The sequence below is a fragment of the Bacillus sp. S2(2024) genome, from assembly GCF_050474045.1.
Lineage (GTDB): Bacteria > Bacillota > Bacilli > Bacillales > Bacillaceae_G > Bacillus_A > Bacillus_A yunxiaonensis.
The window spans coordinates 2,405,470-2,424,804 of sequence record NZ_JBFLUS010000003.1 but is presented as its reverse complement, the minus strand read 5'-3'; the positions used below and the strand labels follow the sequence as shown (position 1 = coordinate 2,424,804).

At 36.6% G+C, this 19,335-nt stretch carries 18 protein-coding genes, 1 pseudogene and 1 other annotated feature; of the genes and pseudogenes, 15 read left to right on the top strand and 4 right to left on the bottom strand.

Going from position 1 to position 19,335, the window contains the following annotated elements; translation table 11 throughout:
• Window positions 1-91 precede the first annotated feature (91 nt).
• The 5 genes and pseudogenes from AB1284_RS12140 to AB1284_RS12120 all read left to right on the top strand — a co-directional run bounded on the left by AB1284_RS12140 (window position 92) and on the right by AB1284_RS12120 (window position 5,704).
• Window positions 92-1,540, top strand: a pseudogene (locus tag AB1284_RS12140) (M36 family metallopeptidase).
• 360 nt (window positions 1,541-1,900) lie between these two features.
• On the top strand, window positions 1,901-3,097 hold the full coding sequence (locus AB1284_RS12135; protein ID WP_429754282.1) for a multidrug effflux MFS transporter: 1,197 nt from the start codon (window positions 1,901-1,903) through the stop codon (window positions 3,095-3,097).
• A gap of 200 nt (window positions 3,098-3,297) precedes the next feature.
• Complete coding sequence (locus AB1284_RS12130; RefSeq protein ID WP_429749091.1) at window positions 3,298-3,999, top strand: MgtC/SapB family protein; 702 nt, start codon at window positions 3,298-3,300, stop codon at window positions 3,997-3,999.
• A 203-nt stretch (window positions 4,000-4,202) separates the two neighbouring features.
• The gene (ilvA, locus tag AB1284_RS12125) at window positions 4,203-5,462 is read left to right on the top strand and encodes a threonine ammonia-lyase IlvA (protein ID WP_429749092.1); all 1,260 of its coding nucleotides are present in this window, start codon (window positions 4,203-4,205) and stop codon (window positions 5,460-5,462) included.
• A 14-nt stretch (window positions 5,463-5,476) separates the two neighbouring features.
• Window positions 5,477-5,704 carry a hypothetical protein gene (locus tag AB1284_RS12120; protein WP_336481010.1) on the top strand — a complete coding sequence of 76 codons (228 nt, stop codon included), beginning with the start codon at window positions 5,477-5,479 and terminating at the stop codon, window positions 5,702-5,704.
• A gap of 35 nt (window positions 5,705-5,739) precedes the next feature.
• On the opposite strand, the gene AB1284_RS12115 is transcribed toward AB1284_RS12120, so the two are convergent.
• Window positions 5,740-7,065, bottom strand: a complete 1,326-nt coding sequence (locus AB1284_RS12115) for an ArsB/NhaD family transporter (protein ID WP_429749094.1) — start codon at window positions 7,063-7,065, stop codon at window positions 5,740-5,742.
• Window positions 7,066-7,332: 267 nt separating this feature from the next.
• Between AB1284_RS12115 and AB1284_RS12110 the strand changes: the two genes are divergently transcribed.
• From AB1284_RS12110 to AB1284_RS12075, 8 genes are all read left to right on the top strand, one after another.
• Entirely contained in the window at window positions 7,333-7,683 is a 351-nt protein-coding gene (locus AB1284_RS12110; RefSeq protein ID WP_154710509.1) for a YojF family protein, read from the top strand.
• Window positions 7,684-7,695: 12 nt separating this feature from the next.
• Window positions 7,696-8,361: a bacillithiol biosynthesis deacetylase BshB2 gene (bshB2, locus tag AB1284_RS12105; protein ID WP_429749096.1), complete on the top strand. Its 666-nt coding sequence runs from the start codon at window positions 7,696-7,698 to the stop codon at window positions 8,359-8,361.
• A gap of 139 nt (window positions 8,362-8,500) precedes the next feature.
• A complete protein-coding gene (locus AB1284_RS12100; protein ID WP_429749098.1) occupies window positions 8,501-8,761 on the top strand; it encodes a YuzF family protein in 261 nt (86 codons plus the stop codon).
• 77 nt (window positions 8,762-8,838) lie between these two features.
• Window positions 8,839-9,735: a manganese catalase family protein gene (locus tag AB1284_RS12095; protein WP_429749100.1), complete on the top strand. Its 897-nt coding sequence runs from the start codon at window positions 8,839-8,841 to the stop codon at window positions 9,733-9,735.
• A 345-nt stretch (window positions 9,736-10,080) separates the two neighbouring features.
• Complete coding sequence (locus AB1284_RS12090; RefSeq protein ID WP_336481005.1) at window positions 10,081-10,632, top strand: ECF-type riboflavin transporter substrate-binding protein; 552 nt, start codon at window positions 10,081-10,083, stop codon at window positions 10,630-10,632.
• A 10-nt stretch (window positions 10,633-10,642) separates the two neighbouring features.
• Window positions 10,643-12,337, top strand: coding sequence for a DUF3744 domain-containing protein (locus AB1284_RS12085; protein WP_429749102.1), 1,695 nt, complete (start codon window positions 10,643-10,645; stop codon window positions 12,335-12,337).
• 5 nt (window positions 12,338-12,342) lie between these two features.
• On the top strand, window positions 12,343-13,161 hold the full coding sequence (locus AB1284_RS12080) for an energy-coupling factor transporter transmembrane component T family protein (protein WP_429754283.1): 819 nt from the start codon (window positions 12,343-12,345) through the stop codon (window positions 13,159-13,161).
• Window positions 13,162-13,306: 145 nt separating this feature from the next.
• Window positions 13,307-13,741, top strand: a complete 435-nt coding sequence (locus tag AB1284_RS12075) for an NUDIX hydrolase (protein ID WP_429749103.1) — start codon at window positions 13,307-13,309, stop codon at window positions 13,739-13,741.
• Between the two features lie 184 nt (window positions 13,742-13,925).
• On the opposite strand, the gene AB1284_RS12070 is transcribed toward AB1284_RS12075, so the two are convergent.
• The 3 genes from AB1284_RS12070 to AB1284_RS12060 form a co-directional block, all read right to left on the bottom strand.
• Window positions 13,926-15,611 (bottom strand): M4 family metallopeptidase, encoded by a 1,686-nt coding sequence (locus AB1284_RS12070; protein ID WP_429749105.1) that lies wholly within the window; start codon window positions 15,609-15,611, stop codon window positions 13,926-13,928.
• A gap of 196 nt (window positions 15,612-15,807) precedes the next feature.
• Window positions 15,808-15,945, bottom strand: coding sequence for a hypothetical protein (locus AB1284_RS12065; protein ID WP_429749106.1), 138 nt, complete (start codon window positions 15,943-15,945; stop codon window positions 15,808-15,810).
• A gap of 273 nt (window positions 15,946-16,218) precedes the next feature.
• Window positions 16,219-16,746: a hypothetical protein gene (locus tag AB1284_RS12060; RefSeq protein WP_429749107.1), complete on the bottom strand. Its 528-nt coding sequence runs from the start codon at window positions 16,744-16,746 to the stop codon at window positions 16,219-16,221.
• Window positions 16,747-16,998: 252 nt separating this feature from the next.
• On the opposite strand from AB1284_RS12060, the gene AB1284_RS12055 reads away from it, so the two are divergent.
• A complete protein-coding gene (locus AB1284_RS12055; RefSeq protein ID WP_429749109.1) occupies window positions 16,999-17,508 on the top strand; it encodes a GNAT family N-acetyltransferase in 510 nt (169 codons plus the stop codon).
• Window positions 17,509-17,683: 175 nt separating this feature from the next.
• Window positions 17,684-17,914: a binding site (T-box leader), on the top strand.
• A 113-nt stretch (window positions 17,915-18,027) separates the two neighbouring features.
• On the top strand, window positions 18,028-19,302 hold the full coding sequence (gene serS, locus AB1284_RS12050; RefSeq protein WP_429749111.1) for a serine--tRNA ligase: 1,275 nt from the start codon (window positions 18,028-18,030) through the stop codon (window positions 19,300-19,302).
• Window positions 19,303-19,335: the final 33 nt, after the last annotated feature.

The window sequence follows — 19,335 nt, the reverse complement described above, 5'->3', positions numbered from 1 at the left end:
ACGTTCGAAATAATTTTAAAATTGGAGAGTGATAGTTTTGTTGAAAAAAGTTGTCGCGGTTGCAACGGCAATTCCGTTGGTTTTTGGTATTATGTCCACTGCTTCTGCGGTAGAGGAAACACAAGTAAAGGTACAGGCAGTTTCGCCTCAAGTACAGGCAACCGAATATTTAAAAGCGAACGCTGCTCAATATTCTTTAAAGGCAGATTTATCAGATTTGCAATATGTTTCTACGACAGATACACAGGTGGCATCTTATGTTAGATTTCAACAAACAGTAAATGGATCTCCTGTGTTTTCTAGACAAGTAACAGTCACACTCAACAAAGGAGGACAAGGTGTACTGGCAGTTTCAGATTACCTTCCTGTACAGAGTGTTAAGCAAATTTAGCAAAAGCTGAGTGAAAAGGAAGCAGAAGGTAAATCTACTCAGTATATTGAAGCTGATGATACAAATGTATGGGCTCCGACTACACGTGAGTTTGGGTATTTAATCGAAGAAGGTGTGGCAATTCCGGTGTACCGGATTGTTATCCACTCTCATAAGCCGTTCGGTGCGTGGGAAACATTTATTGATGCGGAAAACGGAAAGCTGCTTAAGAAAAAAGACTTAAACCGAAAAGTAGATGGACAAGGAAAAGTGTTCCTGCCAAATCCTGTAGTAACGAGCGGAAGTTTGGCTGGATTAGCTGATAATAATGATGCAGACTCGGCTGCTTTGAATAATCAACTCAAAACAGTTACTTTAAAAGGCCTCAATGGATCAGGATATTTAATTGGTGATTATGTAACAATTGCGTCGAAAGTAAAAACGTATTCCGCTTCTCTTCAATATAATTACACACGTTCAAATGATAGATTTGAAGATGTTATGGCATATTATCACATTGATACTCTGCAGCGATATATACAACAACTGGGCTTTAATAATATTAACAACCGTTCTATTAAAGCAAATGTAAATACATCTACAGCCGATAACTCTTTTTATTCTCCTACGACTAAGGCGCTGACATTCGGTTCCGGCGGAGTTGATGATGCGGAAGATGCAGGAGTCATTGCTCATGAATACGGTCATTCCATTCAAGATAATCAAGTTGCTGGATTTGGGAATTCTTCGGAAGGCGGAGCCATGGGAGAAGGCTTTGGAGATTTCTTGGGAGCTACTTATGAAGATGCTGTATCAAATACAGATTACGGAAAAGCGTGCATCGGAGAATGGGATTCAACTTCTTATTCAAATACGAACCCGACTTGCCTTCGTAGATTGGACAATAATAAAGTGTATCCGAAAGATATTGTAAATGAAGTTCATGCAGACGGCGAAATTTGGTCGCAAGGTGAGTATGATATGGCGCAAGCTTTTGGACGCGATATTGCGACAAAAATCATTTTGCAATCGCATTGGTCCCTTACTCCTAACGCTACGTTCCGTGATGGCGCGAGAGCAATTAAACAAGCGGATGCTCTTCTTTACGGAGGCCAGCACGGTGCGGAAATTGATCGTATTTGGACGGCGCGAGGCATCAGTACGAATTAGGAATTGTCAGGAGTGTTTTGTCTAATTCGGTAATATTGTTTTCAGTGAAGCAAAATATTTGTAATTAATATAGGGCACATTCGAAGAGAAGATGAGACAACGATGTATACTTGTCATAGTGATACGTATGAGCAGCTGCTGACAAATATAAAGGGAATTTGACTGAAATTCTAGAAGATAAAAGGATATCGACATTTGTTGATATCTTTTTTAATTTTGTTGAATTGGAAAAATATCGGATAAATGTATTGACAAAAAACAAAAGTGTAACTAGTATAGTTACATCTTGTTTGTTATTCTATATTCTTATTTAGTAGAGTAAATAAAAAGGAGGTTATATGATTGCAAACAGAATTACAAATGAAAGTACAAGTCGCAAAAGATAAACGAATCATTTTAGCGATCATTCTTGGAAGTCTATCTGCGATTGGTCCACTTTCTATTGATATGTATCTTCCAGCTTTTCCAGCTTTAACAGACGATTTGCACGCAACAAGCGCACTTACGCAGTTAAGTTTAACGGCATGTTTGTTAGGAATTGCGTTAGGCCAATTGTGGGTTGGTGCATGGAGTGACCGGCAAGGGAGGAAAAAACCGATTGTAATTGGTCTTGTTATTTATGCGGTTGCATCCTTCTTATGTGCGTTGACACCGTCTGTATGGTTGCTCATTGTATTACGCTTTATTCAAGGTGCAGCCGGTTCAGCAGGAATTGTACTTTCTCGTGCTATTGTGAGGGATTTGTACACGGGATCTGAGCTCACAAAATTCTTTTCTGCTTTAATGCTGGTAAACGGAGCGGCTCCAATTTTCGCGCCTATTATGGGCGGACAAATTTTAAACTTTGCTTCTTGGCACTGGGTGTTTATTGTATTAGGTGTATTAAGTGGACTTATGTTATTAAGTGTTATTTTTATCTTGCCAGAAACGTTACATGAAGAGAAAAGAACAGCAGGCGGATGGGGAGAGAGTTTATCTCATTATAAACGATTATTAAAAGATCGCGTCTTTATGGGATACGCACTTTCTCAGGGGTTTATCACAGCTGCAATGTTTGCTTATATTTCAGGATCACCATTTGTTATTCAAAATATTTTTGGTGCTTCGCCGCAATTATATAGTTTATTTTTTGCGATTAACGGGTTTGGTATTATTATTGCATCCCAAGTTACAGGGCGTTTGGCAGGGAAAATGAAAGAACGTACTTTATTGGTAGCTGGACTTCTTTTTGCATTGCTAGGAGGCATCACTCTTCTTCTTATTATTTTGCTGGTACCTTCTTTAATAGGAGTGTTAATCTGCTTCTTTATTATTGTTTCTAGCGTAGGGATTGTTGGGACAACTGGATTTACGTTAGCGATGCAGAATCAGCAGAAAGCAGCAGGAAGCGCCGCAGCTTTATTAGGACTTTTACCTTTTATATCCGGCGCTGTAGTAGCACCTTTAGTTGGTATTCAAGGAGAACAGACAGCTGTACCGATGGGAATTACAGTTGTTTGTTGTCATATCGGTGCGATGCTTAGCTTTATTCTTTTAACAAAACGAACAAATAATTAAAAAGTTCATTTCGATATTATTATGCATCGTAATGTTTACGTTATAAAGCAGCACAGTTTCTGTGTTGCTTTTGTTTTAATGCTAGCGTAAGAACATGGATAAATAGCAGTTAATTCCCTTCTCATGAGAACTAAGGTAAAATATAAGAAGGAGGATTTTATATAGAATCCTCCTTTATACATAGATAGAGGTGAAAAAAGATGATGCTGCAAGAGATGGCACTTCGTATATTGGTAGCTATATTGGCAGGAGCACTGATTGGAACAGAACGCCAGTGGCTTCATCGTATGGCAGGGCTAAGAACGAATGCTTTAGTTTCATTAGGAGCATGCTTGTTTGTTTTATTGTCAGTTATTGTGACAGGGGAATCTAGTCCAACACGGATTGCAGCTCAAGTTGTTAGTGGAATTGGTTTTTTAGGCGGAGGCGTGATTATTCGGGATGGCTTTAGTATTCGTGGTCTGAATACTGCTGCAACATTATGGTGTTCTGCAGCTGTTGGGACTCTTGTCGGAGCAGGCTTTCTAAAAGTAGCTATACTAGGAGCGTTTGGAGTTTTATTAGCTAATATTTTCCTTCGTCCAGTTGCGTTATTTATGAATAAAAAATCAACTGATCAAATGCCAGAGAAAATGAATTATGTGTTATCTGCAACGTGCTCTTATAAAGACGAAGTGCATATTAGGTTGTTGCTAATACAAATGCTAAATACAGAAGCAATAGAATTAAGAGAACTACATAGTGAAGAGATTGAAGAAGGTAAAAAAATCATGATTCGAGCAGCTTTACATTGCGATGCTAAGAAAACAGCTGTAATTGAAAAAGTGGTGAATGGTCTTAGCTTAGAATTGGGTGTTACAGCTGCTGGATGGAAATCTATTTCTGGACAAGAGGTTGATTAATAGCTTTTTTTATAAAATGAAAAAATAAATTTGGTACATGTCAAAGGTCAAATATTTAAAATGGAAACGCAATCATGAAAGGATGAATCAACATAGGTACTATGTTGATTCATTTTTTATTTAAACTTCATTTGAAATATTTAGATTATTCTGTATAATGTAAAACAAAACTTTTTAAATTCTACAGTGAGGCGGTCAAAGATATGAAGAATGTGAAAGAAATGATTAAAATTGAAGATATTCTCGTTGCGTATAATACGTTAAAAGATGTGATTCGAAATACATCTTTAGAGCGAGATCCTATTTTATCAGAGAAATATCAATGTAACGTATATTTAAAACGAGAGGACTTACAAGTTGTTCGTTCTTTTAAAATACGCGGTGCCTATAACTGTATTAGCAATTTACCGATGGAAGAGTTAAAAAAAGGCGTTGTATGCGCTAGTGCGGGTAATCATGCACAAGGTGTAGCTTATACATGTCATAAATTACAAATTCCAGCAAAAATTTTTATGCCAAATACAACACCAAGTCAAAAAGTATCACAAGTGCGCTTTTTTGGCGGAGATTACGTAGAGGTGATGCTGCAAGGGGATACGTTTGATAGCTCTTATGGAGAAGCTGTGAAATATTGTGAAGAGCAGGGATTAACGTTTATTCATCCGTTTGATGATCCAAATGTGATTGCAGGACAAGGGACGATTGGTGTAGAAATTCTACATGATACGGATTGTACGATTGATTACATGTTTATGGGAATTGGCGGAGGAGGCTTAGCAGCTGGAGTTGGAACATACATAAAAGGGATTAGTCCTTTAACGAAAATTATTGGGGTTGAACCAGAAGGTGCTGCCTCTATGAAAGAGGCGTTTGCACAAGGAGAGGTTGTTACGCTGCCGCATATTGATTCGTTTGTAGATGGAACAGCAGTTAAACAAGTTGGTCATCTTACATATGAGATTTGTAAACGTATATTAGATGATATTGTTGCTGTACCAGAAGGGAAAGTATGTACGACATTGCTTGAACTTTATAATAAAAATGCGATTGTTGCAGAGCCGTCTGGTGCCTTGCCGATTGCCGCGCTTGATTTATATAAAGATGAAATTCGTGGAAAGACAGTTGTTTGTATTGTGAGCGGTGGTAATAACGATATTGGTCGGATGCAGGAAACGAAAGAGAGATCGTTAATTTATGAAGGACTAAAGCACTATTTTATTATTAATTTTCCGCAGCGTCCCCGTGCCTTGCGTGAGTTTTTAGATAACATTCTCGGGCCTAATGATGATATCACTCGTTTTGAGTATACGAAGAAGAACAATAAAGATAATGGTCCAGCTCTAGTTGGAATCGAACTACAACAAAAAGAAGATTATGAGCCTCTTATTAGACGAATGGAGGAACAGGGAGTACGTTATATGGAAATCAATCACAATCCAACATTATTCAATTTATTGATTTAAAAGGGGTATTGAAAATGAATTTAGAAAAAAAGAAGTCAGCTGAAGAGGAAATAGGAGAATTGAAAGAACTTGTGAAAGAATTGCATGGCTCCATCCATCAACTGCAAGCAGAAGTGCAGCAACTGCGGCATGAAAGACCAGTTGTACAAATGAAAAAGGGAATTGAATGGACACCAACAATGATTGGTCAAGTTGGAGGTATAATTATAGGGGCTCTTGCAGTTATAGGTATCTTTTGGTGAAAAAGAAAGGTTTGCAGCTTATGCTGCAAACCTTTCTACATTAAATAGCGTAAATAAATATATGCGTGTGATAAAAGCAGTGCAACAATGGTTAATGGCAACCCGATTTTTAAGAATTCCATGTAAGAGAAGCCGTATCCTTCACGCTTTGCAATTCCTGCTACAACGACATTGGCAGAGGCACCAATTAGCGTACCGTTTCCTCCTAAGCAAGCTCCAAGAGATAACGCCCACCAAAGTACCTCAATTTGCGGAGAATCCGCTGAAAGTCCAAGTCCGCTTGCTAAGTTTTGAATAAGCGGAATCATTGTTGCTACAAACGGAATGTTATCAATTGTGGCAGAAGCAGCACCAGATACCCATAAAATTAAGATGGATGCATAGCCAATATCTCCGTTTGTTACATCCAATACTTTCTTTGCAAGTGAGGAAATAAGTCCAATATCAACAAGTGCACCGACAAGAACGAATAAACCTGCAAAGAAGAAAATTGTTACCCATTCAATATGAGCAAATACATTTTCTATTTCGTGTTCTTTTACACCGATTAGCATTAAAAGGACAGCACCAGTCATCGCAATTACAGCAGCATCAACATGAATAATAGAATGAAGGATGAATCCAAGTATTGTTAATCCTAAAATAGATAAGGACTTAACAAGCAAGCTGCGATCACGAATGTAGTCTTTTTCATTTAAAGACATTAGTTTCTGAATTTGTTCGTCTGTTGTTTTTAATTTGTTGCGATACATAACATATAAAATAAGTAATGTAACGACAGCAATAATAGCAACAATCGGTGCTAAATTCAGTAAAAACGCATTAAAATCAAGATGCTTATTTGCAGATCCAATCATAATGTTTGGAGGATCTCCAATAAGTGTCGCTGTTCCGCCGATGTTAGAGAATAATACTTCTGAAATTAAATACGGAACAGGAGGTACCTTTAAAATACGTGTAATCGATAATGTAACAGGTACAACTAATAAAACAGTTGTTACATTATCTAAAAAGGCAGAACCAACTGCGGTTAAAAGGGATAGGAGCAGTAAAATTTGAATTGGTTTTCCGCCGGCTGCTTTTGCGGCTTTAATAGCCACATATTCAAAGACACCGGATTGACTTGTAATATGTACAAGAATCATCATCCCAATTAATAGAGTAATGGTTTCCCATTGAATATGTGTAGTAAAGGCAGTATGTAGATCTACAATTCCCATAATCACCATAATGGCAGCACCAAGCAAAGCAATGACAGCACGGTTAATTTTTTCTGAGATAATAAAGCCATATGTTACTAAAAATACAGCAATGGCAAAGTAATATTGCCAGTTTGCAACTTCATGTGCTGAATGTTCCAATGTGTTCACCTTCTTTATTAAGTATCTATACATGTTGGTGTATAAAATTGTCGAAATATATCCCTCTGCATAAATTTTATTGTAGCAAATTCGCATACAGAAAGAAATGGATATACAGAATAGATCAAATATATATAATTTCACATACCATATTGAATTTAAAAAATAAAAAAGCAAAAAAGTAGGCAAAGTAACCATTGTCCTCTATTATAAGAGATAGCAATTTACATTGTTTTTTCGTAAACTGATTAAAAGAGGTGAAATCCGATGGAAATAATTACAGATACTTCTGTCGTGCAAAACGAAATTGAACGTTTTCTAAATAACGATGTATACCTTCATTTAGAAACGACGAACGGCGCATATGCTTCGCATATAAATGAAAAAGCGATGACAGTTGGGGCATTTGTGCGTAATGCAGTAATTCGTTTTGAACGCGGTAAAATCACGGGAACGAATCCATACCGTATTGGTTTGAAAATGGAGCATGGCTGGGTATATGCAGAAGGTGTGACGCATTGGGAAAAAGATGAAAAAAATCGTCTTTTATTAGCAGGTCATGATGAAAAAGGGCGTCTAGCAGTTGCGCTGCAATTAAGTTTAACGCCATTTGCATAAGGAGTGGAGATTATGGAAAGACACGTACTTGTAGTATTTCCGCATCCAGATGATGAATCATTTGCAGCGGGAGGAACAATTCGTCAATATCGAAATAATGGAGTACCTGTTACGTATGCTTGCGGAACACTTGGGCAAATGGGACGTAATATGGGGAAAAATGTATTTGCAAATCGTGAAACGATTCCAAGCATTCGAAAGCAGGAATTAGAAGAAGCTTGCCAGGCAATGGGCATCGAAGACTTACGTTTACTTGGTTTCCATGATAAAACATTAGAATTTGAAGATGTTGACTTTGTAGCGGATAAAATTGAAGAAGTGATTCGTGATGTGAATCCTTCTCTAATCATTACATTCTACCCAGAGCACGGTGTACATCCAGATCATAATGCATTTGGACGCGCGGCTGTTCGTGCGGTAGAACGTATGCCAAAAGAAAAACGTCCAGTTATTCATGCAGTGGCGATTACGAAAAATCGTGAAGAAGTATTAGGTAAGCCAGATGTAATTAACGATATAAGCGACGTATTAGAGCAAAAATTAGCGGCGCTTCGTGCACATCGTTCACAAACAGAAGCGATGTTGGAAGAAATGGAAGCAAAGCTAAAAAAACAAGATCCAGCGACATTAAAGTGGTTACAGAGTGAACAATTTTGGACGTATAAATGGGAATCGTAAGCTAGAAAAGTAAATTTTTCAGCTTATGAAACAAAAACGAGATGCCATAATTATGGCATCTCGTTTTTGTTAGATAGGCACATCTATCTAATCCCTTTCATACAATACAAGCGAATTGTAGAAAGAGGAGGTAATAATTATGGATGATTATTCATATGAAGATGTGCATGGAGATTTTCGAAATGGTTATGAGTTGAGCGGAGAAGTGGTTTCTAGTGTTGATCCGTATGTTGTGCAAACGTTACAAATGATTGTTGGAAAAAATGTTGTTGTGGATACAATGCGTGGTAGCGTACATGGCATATTAAGAGCTGTTAAACCAGATCATATTGTAATTGAAGAAAAGGAGACACCTTTCTTTATTCGGATGCAGCAAATTGTTTGGGTAATGCCGGAATGATCATGTGCATGAAACAACCTTAATCCCTCATACATCAGTAATGATGGCAATGATGAAGATAAGGGGGATTCATGCTGATGTTTAAACGAATTGATAAATTAATTATTCCACTCCCCGATCCGAAGTATGCTGATGCAAATGCAGCAGCTGCGGTGCAAGAATTGCTAGGTGGTCGCTTTGGTGAGATGTCCACACTAAATAACTATATGTTTCAATCTTTTAACTTTCGCGGGAAGAAGAAATTAAAGCCATTTTATGATTTAATTTCCAATATAACAACGGAAGAATTTGCACATGTTGAATTGATTTCAATTGCAATTAACCTTTGTTTAACTGGAACAACGCATGCCGGAGATCCTGATATTGGATCAATGAAAGCTGCGAAAGATAAACGTAATGTACAGCACTTTATTTCAACAGCACAAACAACTCTTGTTGGTGACTCGATGGGAAAAGCATGGAATGGAGATTATGTATTTAATAGTGGGAATTTAATACTAGACTTATTGCATAACTTTTTCCTAGAATGCGGAGCACGGACAAACAAAATGCGTGTTTATGAAATGACAGATCATCCAACAGCGAAAGAAGCCATTGGATATTTACTTGTCCGCGGCGGCGTTCATGTTTTGGCAAATGCTAAAGCGTTAGAAGTAGCAACAGGTGTGGATGTGACAAAAATGCTCCCAATTCCAAACTTATCTAACAAAGCATACGATGCGGCAAAACGCTTTGAAGATCAAGGTGCCCACTTAAGACTGTACCGTTTTAGTGATAATGATTACACAGATTTAAATAAAATTTGGAAAGGAAAGCATCCGGAAGATGGGCAACCGCTTCAAGTTGTTGATGGTCCTCCTCAAGGTGCGCCAATGCTAGACTTAGATGAATTACCAGAAGAATTTGCTCCAGGGATATCGCAGGAAGATTTCTTTGAAATTGCGAGAAGGTTACAGAGGTCAGCTGGGTTATAGGGGGGGAGGATTTGGAAAGGGATAAAAATACTCGTTACTAGTAGAGGGGAAATTAATATGCTTTATTTTGAATGAAAAAGCTGATGCGAATTGGTTTTTTCATTTTTTTGTATTTGTTGATTTTTACCGAATTAAAAATATCTATGAAGTCATTTGAGAAGTGAAAATTATGAGTGTATCGGAAGACGGTGTATACCGGAAAGTGAGGTTCATCACATTTTAAGATTAAACATGTAACAAACTATAGACATACATCCTCATGCTGCATCATATAAATTTGATAGCGTCTATACAAATCATAGAAGTTATTTCAAAGTAAGTTTATATAACGAGAGGGGACAATAAATGAATAAAACGCTTTCTACAAAACTAGTTGTTGCAATTGGAATCGGTTCAGCAATATACGGTGTATTAGGATTATGGGGATTTTCCATTGCGCCGAATACTTTTATTAAACCAGCGCTTGCTTTATTAACGATTTTCGGTGCTATCTTTGGACCAATTGCAGCTTTATTAATTGGACTAATTGGTCATACAATCACAGATGCCATTGCTGGCTGGGGCATTTGGTGGGGCTGGGTGTTAAGCTCAGGAATTATAGGTTTATTTATGGGATTTGTCCAAAAGCGCGCTACATTTAGTGTGAAAAATGGGACGTACAGTAAAGGAGATATTATCTACCTTTCTAGTACAGGTGTAATTGGTATTCTTTTAGGGATCATATTTGCGGGTGCATTTGACATTTTCATTATGGGTGAACCGTTCGATAAAATTGCTATTCAAGTAGGCGGTGCGATTATCGCAGATGTTCTCGTATTTTTCATCCTCGGCTTACCAATTGTGTTAGGACTTGTGAAAGCGAATAAAAAGAATACACAATTAAAGATTGAGAAGTAGGGATATACATATGAAACCGATTATTTCTTTTGAAGAATTCACATTTCAATATAAAAGCGTAGCTGAACCAACGATACAGGACATTACGTTTCAGATTTATCCTGGTGAAAAAGTGTTAATCGCTGGTCGAAGCGGATCAGGAAAATCTACATTAGCTCATTGTATTAATGGGCTCATTCCTTTTTCTTATGAAGGGACAAGTACAGGAGAGCTTTCAGTGTGTGGTATAGACCCTAGGCATACGAGTATATTCGAGTTAAGTCAACGTGTTGGAACGATTCTGCAAGACCAAGATTCCCAATTTATCGGATTAACAGTTGAAGAAGACGTTGCGTTTGCAATGGAAAATGATTGTACGGAGCAAGAGGAAATAAAACAAATTGTGAAACGTTCACTTAAAGAAGTAGACATGATCAAGTTCCATTCACATAGCCCTCACGATTTATCAGGGGGACAAAAACAATCCGTTTCGCTAGCAGGCATACTAGCTACAAATGCTGAGATCTTGCTATTTGATGAACCTTTAGCGAATTTAGATTCTGTAAGCAGTCAAAAAGCAATCCAACTTATGAAGAAGATTCATAGACAAACGAATAAAACGATCATCATTATTGAGCATCGCATTGAAGAAATGCTCGATCTCGATTTAGATAAAATTATTCTTTTGGAAAATGGCCGTATCATCGCAATCGAAGCACCGAGTAATCTATTACATACAAATGTTTTACAAAAAGCGGGGCTGAGGGAGCCTGTATATATAGAAGCATTAAAAACATTGAAATATCCATTCTCGAATGAAGAGATTTATCCAATAGAAAATATTAATTCTCATACATTACATGAAACGTTATCAAAATGGATGTTACAAAACTCAATACATACAGCAATATCTAAAAAAGAATGTATATGTAAAATAGAAAATGTAACGTTTACATATCCAAATAGAAATTTTTCATTGAAGGATGTATCTATGTCTATATACAAAGGAGAAGTACTCGCTCTTTTAGGAAATAACGGTGCTGGAAAATCAACATTTGCTCATATCATGACGGGAATGAAAAAAAACCATCAAGGTAAGATTTTTATAGAAGGAACTAATATTACAACATGGTCAATCCGAAAGCGGGGAGAGGTCATCGCTTATGTGATGCAAAATCCTAATCACATGATTACACAAGCAACTGTTTGGGAAGAAGCTGCATTTGCCGTAAAACTGAAGAATGCTTCAGAAGAAATGCAGAAAAAAGTAAAAAATGCATTACAAATTTGTGGTTTATATCCATTTCGAAATTGGCCGGTACAAGCATTAAGTTATGGACAAAAAAAGCGTTTAACGATAGCCTCGATTCTTGTTACAAATCCCAAACTTATTATTTTAGACGAACCAACTGCAGGACAAGATTATTTTCATTACAAAGAGTTTATGATGTTTATACGAAAATTAGCAAAACGTGGAATGGCTTTTTTATTCATTACACATGACATGAATTTAGCGCTAGAATACGCAAATCGAGCGATTGTACTGCATAACGGAGAAATCATTGCTGATGATGCAGTAACTACCGTGTTGGCAAACGAGCGTATTTTAAAGCAGGCAAACCTCCGTGAGAGCTCACTTACTAGCTTAGCGAAACATGGGAATATGCCAATTCCGCAGCTATTTGTTCAATCTTATATGGAAGCGAGGAGGAGGGATCATTCATGAGTAAGATGGGAACAATATATACAGAAGGCAAATCGTGTTTCCATCGTATGGATGGTGCTGTAAAACTAATTTTATTTATTATATGGATGATTCTCACATTCTTATTTTTTGATTTTCGTATTTTATTATGCTTATTTCTAATCGGCTGCATATTGCTAGGCATCGCAAAAATTCCAATGCGCAGCATATTGATTATTTTTAGTGTTATTTTCACATTTAGTATTCTGAATTCCGTCATGATTTTACTCATTACTCCAACACATGGATCGGAGCTAACCGGTACATATACTTCATTTCTCCATATTGGCTATGCGACTATTACACTGGAAACTCTTTTTTATGCAATAACACTATCATTAAAATATTTTACCTTATTGCCGTTTACACTTATTTTTATTTACACAACACATCCGAGTCAATTTGCAAGCAGCTTAAACAAAATTGGACTGCCTTATAAAATTGCCTATGCGATTAATATTGCACTGCGCTACATTCCGAATATACAAACGGAATACGAACTCATTAAACATGCACAGGAAGCAAAGGGAATTCCATTTCATAAAGGAGAAGCATCCCTTTTTCAACGCATTAATAATCGAATGACGATTTTTTGGCCGCTTGTAATACATTCATTGGATCGAATTGATACTGTTTCGAATGCTATGGATTTACGCGGTTTTGGAAAAAAGGAGAAGCGGACTTGGTACTATAGGACGGAAATGCAGCCTCTTGATTATATGGCACTTCTTATTGGGATATGCACTCTGATTATTGCTATCTATTTGAAACTCACAATTTTTAATTCGTTTTGGTATCCTTTATGAACATTAAATGAATATTTGATGGCTTGCTCCTTTTAAGTTTCCCTTTTTAAAGAATGAATCGAGTCTATTCATGCATTCTTTACTTTGCTTTTAGTATAATTGATATAGCTATCAGTAGGAGGAATTTCAAAAGGGGGAGTTGTTTTTGAAAAGAGTTAACGTGGTTTCTGCCTTCATTCAGGATGACGATGGTAATATATTAATAGTTAAAAACATAAAGGGTGATTCTTTTTATTGGAGTCTTCCAGGCGGGGCAGTAGAAGGGGAAGAAACTTTAGAACAGGCTGTAATCCGTGAAGTAAAAGAAGAAACAGGATTTAATATTGTTGTTACTGGATTGAGTTCCGTTAGAGAAGTGTTCTTCGAAGAACGAGGTCATCATGCTTTAATCATTACTTTTCATACAAAAATCATTGATGGAGAAATAAACATCAATGACCCTGATCATGATATTGTTGAAGTAAGATGGGCAAATAGTGAAACAGTAAAGGAAATAATGCCTTCCTTATTTGAGAGGCTAAAAATAAATTCTGATTCTAATAAAACATTAGCTTTTTATGCATTTGAAGGTACCCAATAAAATCGAGAAAAGGTTAGCATACATAGGGACTTTGTGATAAACACAAGAGAATCGTTCCTTTTGATTGGTTTGGCTGTGGTGACTTGATTATATCAGAAAAATACGATTTATATACAAAGAAAGAGGCTGACAAAAAGTTTCACTTTTGGAACAGCCTCTTTAACTATATAAAGGGGAGTGGAACCTATTTTACACCAACTGCATCATAAGACTGCTTCACAGCCGTCACTTCTGCAGAGTTTGCGCCGTATAAATCAGCTGCTGCTTGTACTAAGGCAGCGCGTGCTTGACTAAAAGTTGCAGATTGAGTTAAGTATAGTGTATTTGCACGATAGTAAATTGCGCCTACTTTATCTTTACCAATACCATTCACCGTTACACCATAGTGTGTACCGCCATTTGCTAATAAGTAAGCAGCTTTATTGATAATACTACTATTTGTATGAACGCCGCCATTATCGCTTGTTCCTGTATAACGTTTAGAATAATGATCTGGGTCACCATATTTTGTTGGATCGCTCATAGAACGAAGCGCATCTCCAGCTTTACCAGGCGTATAAATATCCTCTCCAACTTCCCAATCTGGGTTACGGTTATCATAGTATTCTATTAATGTTCCAAAAATATCGGAGATTGCTTCATTTAACGCACCAGACTCATTTTGATAAATAAGGTTTGAACTATATTCTGTAACGGCATGTGTTAACTCATGACCGACAACATCGATTCCTCCAGAAAATGCAATAAATGTAGTTCCATCTCCATCACCATACACCATTTGTGATCCATTCCAGAAGGCATTGTTATAATTTTTTCCATAGTGAACCGTAGATTTTAATGCTGCACCAGCATCGTTATAAGAATTGCGGTTAAACGTTTTTTTATAATAATCATATGTTACACCAGCATAGTAGTGCGCATCTACTGCCGCTGCATCACGAGTAGCATTAAAGAGGTTATCTGTATCTGCCCATAACGTTCCTGGAAGAGTCGTACGATTTTTTCCATCGTATGTGTAAATCGCCGCACCGCGTGTATTATCTTGTAAATAATAGCTAGATCCAGATAATGTTGTATTAATAGACTTTGTATCACCTAATACCCCTTTACCCGTGCCAATTTTATTTGTTCCCGTTACAGGTTTAGCGGTAGCCCCAGCTGCAGGTTCAACTGGTGCCTTACTTTCATTCGCTGCAGTATGGATTGTATTATATTTATTTAAAACTTTACCGCTATCAGCTTCAATGAAATAATAATAGTTTCCTGGCTCTGGATCTAAGAAATTCAATTTTACAACATATGCATATGTTGTTTCCGCACCATTTTGATATACATGTAAGTCCGCAGATGGCTCTACTTCATACTTTGGAGTGAATCCTAGGTCTTGTTGTGCAATTGCAATCGCCTTTTTTTCTTCAATTTTATTTTTGTTTTTCAACTTCTCTTTCTTATCTAAATCAGGCATAACTGTGCCTGATACAACCTTTAATACACCATCTTTTCCAACGTGAGCTACTTGAGTAGATCCCCATACTGGTACACCTTCATACATTTGCTGTAAACGGACAACTGTTGCTTCTCCAACAGGATCTTTTATAACCTTTTGTACTTTAAAAGATTCTTCTGCACTTTTCTCGCCTAGTTTATAATCTTTTTTAGAAGCATTTAAATAATCAAATACAACAGATTCTGCCTTCTTTCCTGATGCACTTGTTAGATTACCTGATACAAACTCTGGGGATTGTACTGTCTCGTTGTATTTCTTTGTGGAAAGTACGTTCTTTGAATCCGCAAATACAGAGCTTGTCCCTCCAAACGTTGTCACTGCCATTCCAGCCGCTAACACAAACGCTAGACTTTTTTTCTTCATTATTTTTTTCCCCCTAACCAAAATTTTGAAAAAAGAGAACAGATTAATAGTAGCATTAAGTTTTTGGTAATAAAATAACGAAAATTCAAATAATTTATTTCTCAAGTTTTCTAGAATTTTGATGAACAATTTAAAAAAAGAAAAGCCGACTCGAAAAGTCGTTTTTCAACAACATTTGATTCAGCTTCTTTACTGTTTAAGTATCTATTAAGCTGGACTGGCTATCTGAAACTCTTACAACAGTACATTTATTCAAAGTTTCAAAAGTTTTTAAAAATTGTTTTTTGATTTGTTCTGTAAAGGAGCCATTTGAAGTTAATAATAATTTACTCATTGTAAATCCTCTCATCTTTCCAAGCTATTTTTTACCTCATAATGTTTTTGAAACCGAAAGTGATGGGAAACCTGCACGACTCCACAACCATAAGGGTGTATGAACGTCGATGGGAGCGAGCCCACTGCCAGTTAGTGCTTTTTCCCATGCTTTTGCTACAGTTTGACGATCTTCATTTGTCCCGTTTAAAACTTCTGAAGAACATAATCCCAATTTTACGCTAGCTTTTAAGATGTGTGTATCTGGAGCTACTGTGATAAGTTCACGAGATTTTCATTCAATTGCTGCATAAGTCTCCAGGATATATAGCCAGTAATTGAAGATTTTTGGACCAGAGAGATAGGGGAATTCTGATTTTCGTGTTTTTTGTATGATGTTTTTTAAGGGCAAAATATCAAATTGAACAGATTTAATTAATCCTAAGACATCACCTTTAGGAGACGACTGAACGATTCCTCTAGAGACGCGCTTCCAAATTTCTGGGTGACGATTAGGTTGTAAAGCAACTCGGTAATGAAGCAACACATGACGTAAATCTTCTAAGTCTTTATTGGATACAACGTGCGGATTAAAAATCCATCGAGAATTATCATCAAGATAAGCCTGTGCAATTGATTGCCATAACGTATATGAATTCCTTTGATAATTTAAAGACATTCCAAGCGTCAATACGTTTGGTAATTCGTCTTCAGGAACAATGCCAATGAGGGCATCTTCAGGCATTACTTCACCTCCAAGAAGTCCTTCGGCATGCATTTGTATGAGTAAATTCACATTTTGTAAAAAAGATTTATGTATCATTATTTTCCTCCGTCCAAGGGGTTAAAACTAGTTTTCTCTTTGCTTTTCGGATTAATTGAACATTAGAATACTATATAGTGTGTTAAATGGGAATATTCGACAGTACCTATAATGTTCCTTCATTGAATAGAAAAATTTTGTCGAATTTGACAAGAGAATGGAAGAAATGAGTAAGGACTAAGTGGGAATCTTTGGATGCTGTGTAGAATATTCCAAAATGATCTTACCTTTTTAGTTGAAGGAGATGTTCAAATGGAAGTAACAATTCGTCCTATTCAGATACAAGATGCTAGTGCAATTCATCGGATTTGTATACAAGATGAGGTTTTACCATATATGGTTTTTATGCCAAGTATGCGAGTAGATGCTATGGAAAATAGAATTCGTAATTTAGGGCCCAATCAATTTGAATTTGTTGCGGAGCTCGATGGTAATGTCGTTGGATTTGTAGGTTTAACACAAGGACAAGGCCGAAGATCACATTCGGGAGATATATTTATTGGTGTAGATAGCGAATATCATAAGAAGGGAATTGGGAAAGCATTACTTACAAAAATTCTCGATCTTACAGATAATTGGCTAATGCTTGAAAGAGTGGAACTTGGCGTTCTTACAACAAATCCTGGCGCACAAGCGCTGTATGAAAAGTTTGGGTTTATGGAAGAGGGGCTAAAGAAGGGGAATTTAAAAGCAAACGGTAAATTTATTGATGAAATTATGATGAGTCGTCTTCGTCCAAATGGTCTACTAATACAAGCTTGATTATTGTAATAAAAAATAATTTCAATGGTTTCAAATCATTTTCATGAACATATGATATGAATTGTTAACGAATGGTAAAAGATTTTCTAATGGTAATCAGAGAGATTTTTTGTAAAATTATTTCTTGATAATTATACAGAATTATTATAAAGTATTGATAATTAAATTATATTGTCTGAAAGTGTTGAAAGGAATTAGTAACAGGTGTTTTTCTTTTAGAGAGTCGGTGGTTGGTGTAAACCGATAGAAAAAGCTTGTGAATCCGTCCTTGAGCGAAATGTGGAACGCTTCAAATGTGAAGTTAGTAATCGTTTCCGGCTAAAAGTCGTTAATGTTTTAAGTGGAAAGTATATATTTTCTATGCTTTCAACTAGGGTGGCAACGCGGGTTAACTCTCGTCCCTTTTATAGGGACGGGAGTTTTTTGTGTTTTACTTAGTAAAAATTCCTTACTTTAAAATTTAACGGGAATGAAGAGGATGACAGTTAGGATGGATCTTTATTAAAGGAGAGATAAAACATGTTAGATGTAAAAGTATTACGTGCAAATTTTGAAGAAGTAAAGAAAAAATTAATCACTCGCGGCGGAGAGTTTCTTGAATTAGATAAGTTTGAGGAATTAGATCATAAGCGCCGCGAATTGTTAGTAGAAGTAGAAGAATTAAAAAGTAAACGTAATGAAGTGTCTGAGCTTATTTCTAAGTTAAAGCGTGAAAAGCAAAATGCTAATGAACTTATTATTAAGATGCGTGAAGTAGGCGATAAGATTAAAACATTAGATGATGAGTTACGTAATGTCGAAGAAGCGTTGAATTCTATATTATTGGCATTACCAAATATTCCGAATGAAACAGTACCTGTGGGAGCATCAGAGGATGATAATGTTGAAATGCGTAAGTGGGGAGAAATAAAAGAATTTTCATTTGAAGCAAAACCGCATTGGGAAGTTGCTGATAAATTAGGGCTATTAGATTTTGAGCGAGCAGCAAAAGTAACAGGTAGCCGCTTTGTATATTACAACGGGTTAGGGGCTCGTTTAGAACGAGCGGTAGCTAACTTTATGTTAGATTTACATGTTGAAGAACATGGATATACGGAAGTGATTCCTCCGTTTATCGTAAATAGCGATAGTTTATTAGGTACAGGACAATTTCCAAAGTTTAAGGAAGATGTATTCACATTAGAAGATACAGATTACTCTTTAATTCCAACCGCAGAAGTGCCGTTAGCTAACTATTATCGTGATGAGATTTTAAACGGCGAAGAATTACCAATTAACTTTACTGCTCATACTCCATGTTTCCGTTCTGAGGCTGGTAGTGCAGGACGTGATACAAGAGGATTGATTCGCCAGCATCAATTCAGCAAAGTTGAAATGGTCAAATATACAAAGCCAGAAGAATCATACGATGAGTTAGAAAATTTAACAGCAAATGCTGAAAAAGTACTACAATTGTTACAATTACCTTATCGAGTAATCACATTATGTACAGCTGATATGGCATTTCCAGCTGCAAAAACATATGACATTGAAGTATGGTTACCAAGCTACGAGACATATCGTGAAATTTCTTCTTGCTCAAACTGTGAAGATTTCCAAGCTCGTCGTGCAGGTATTCGTTTTCGCCGTACACAAGGTGCAAAACCAGAGTTTGTGCATACGTTAAATGGTTCTGGATTAGCGGTAGGGCGCACAGTAGCAGCTATTTTAGAGAATTACCAACAAGAAGATGGATCAGTTGTGATTCCGGAAGTATTACGTTCATACATGGGTGGAAAAGAAGTTATTAAATAAGAAGGAGTAAGCTTCGGATGAAAATAACAGAAA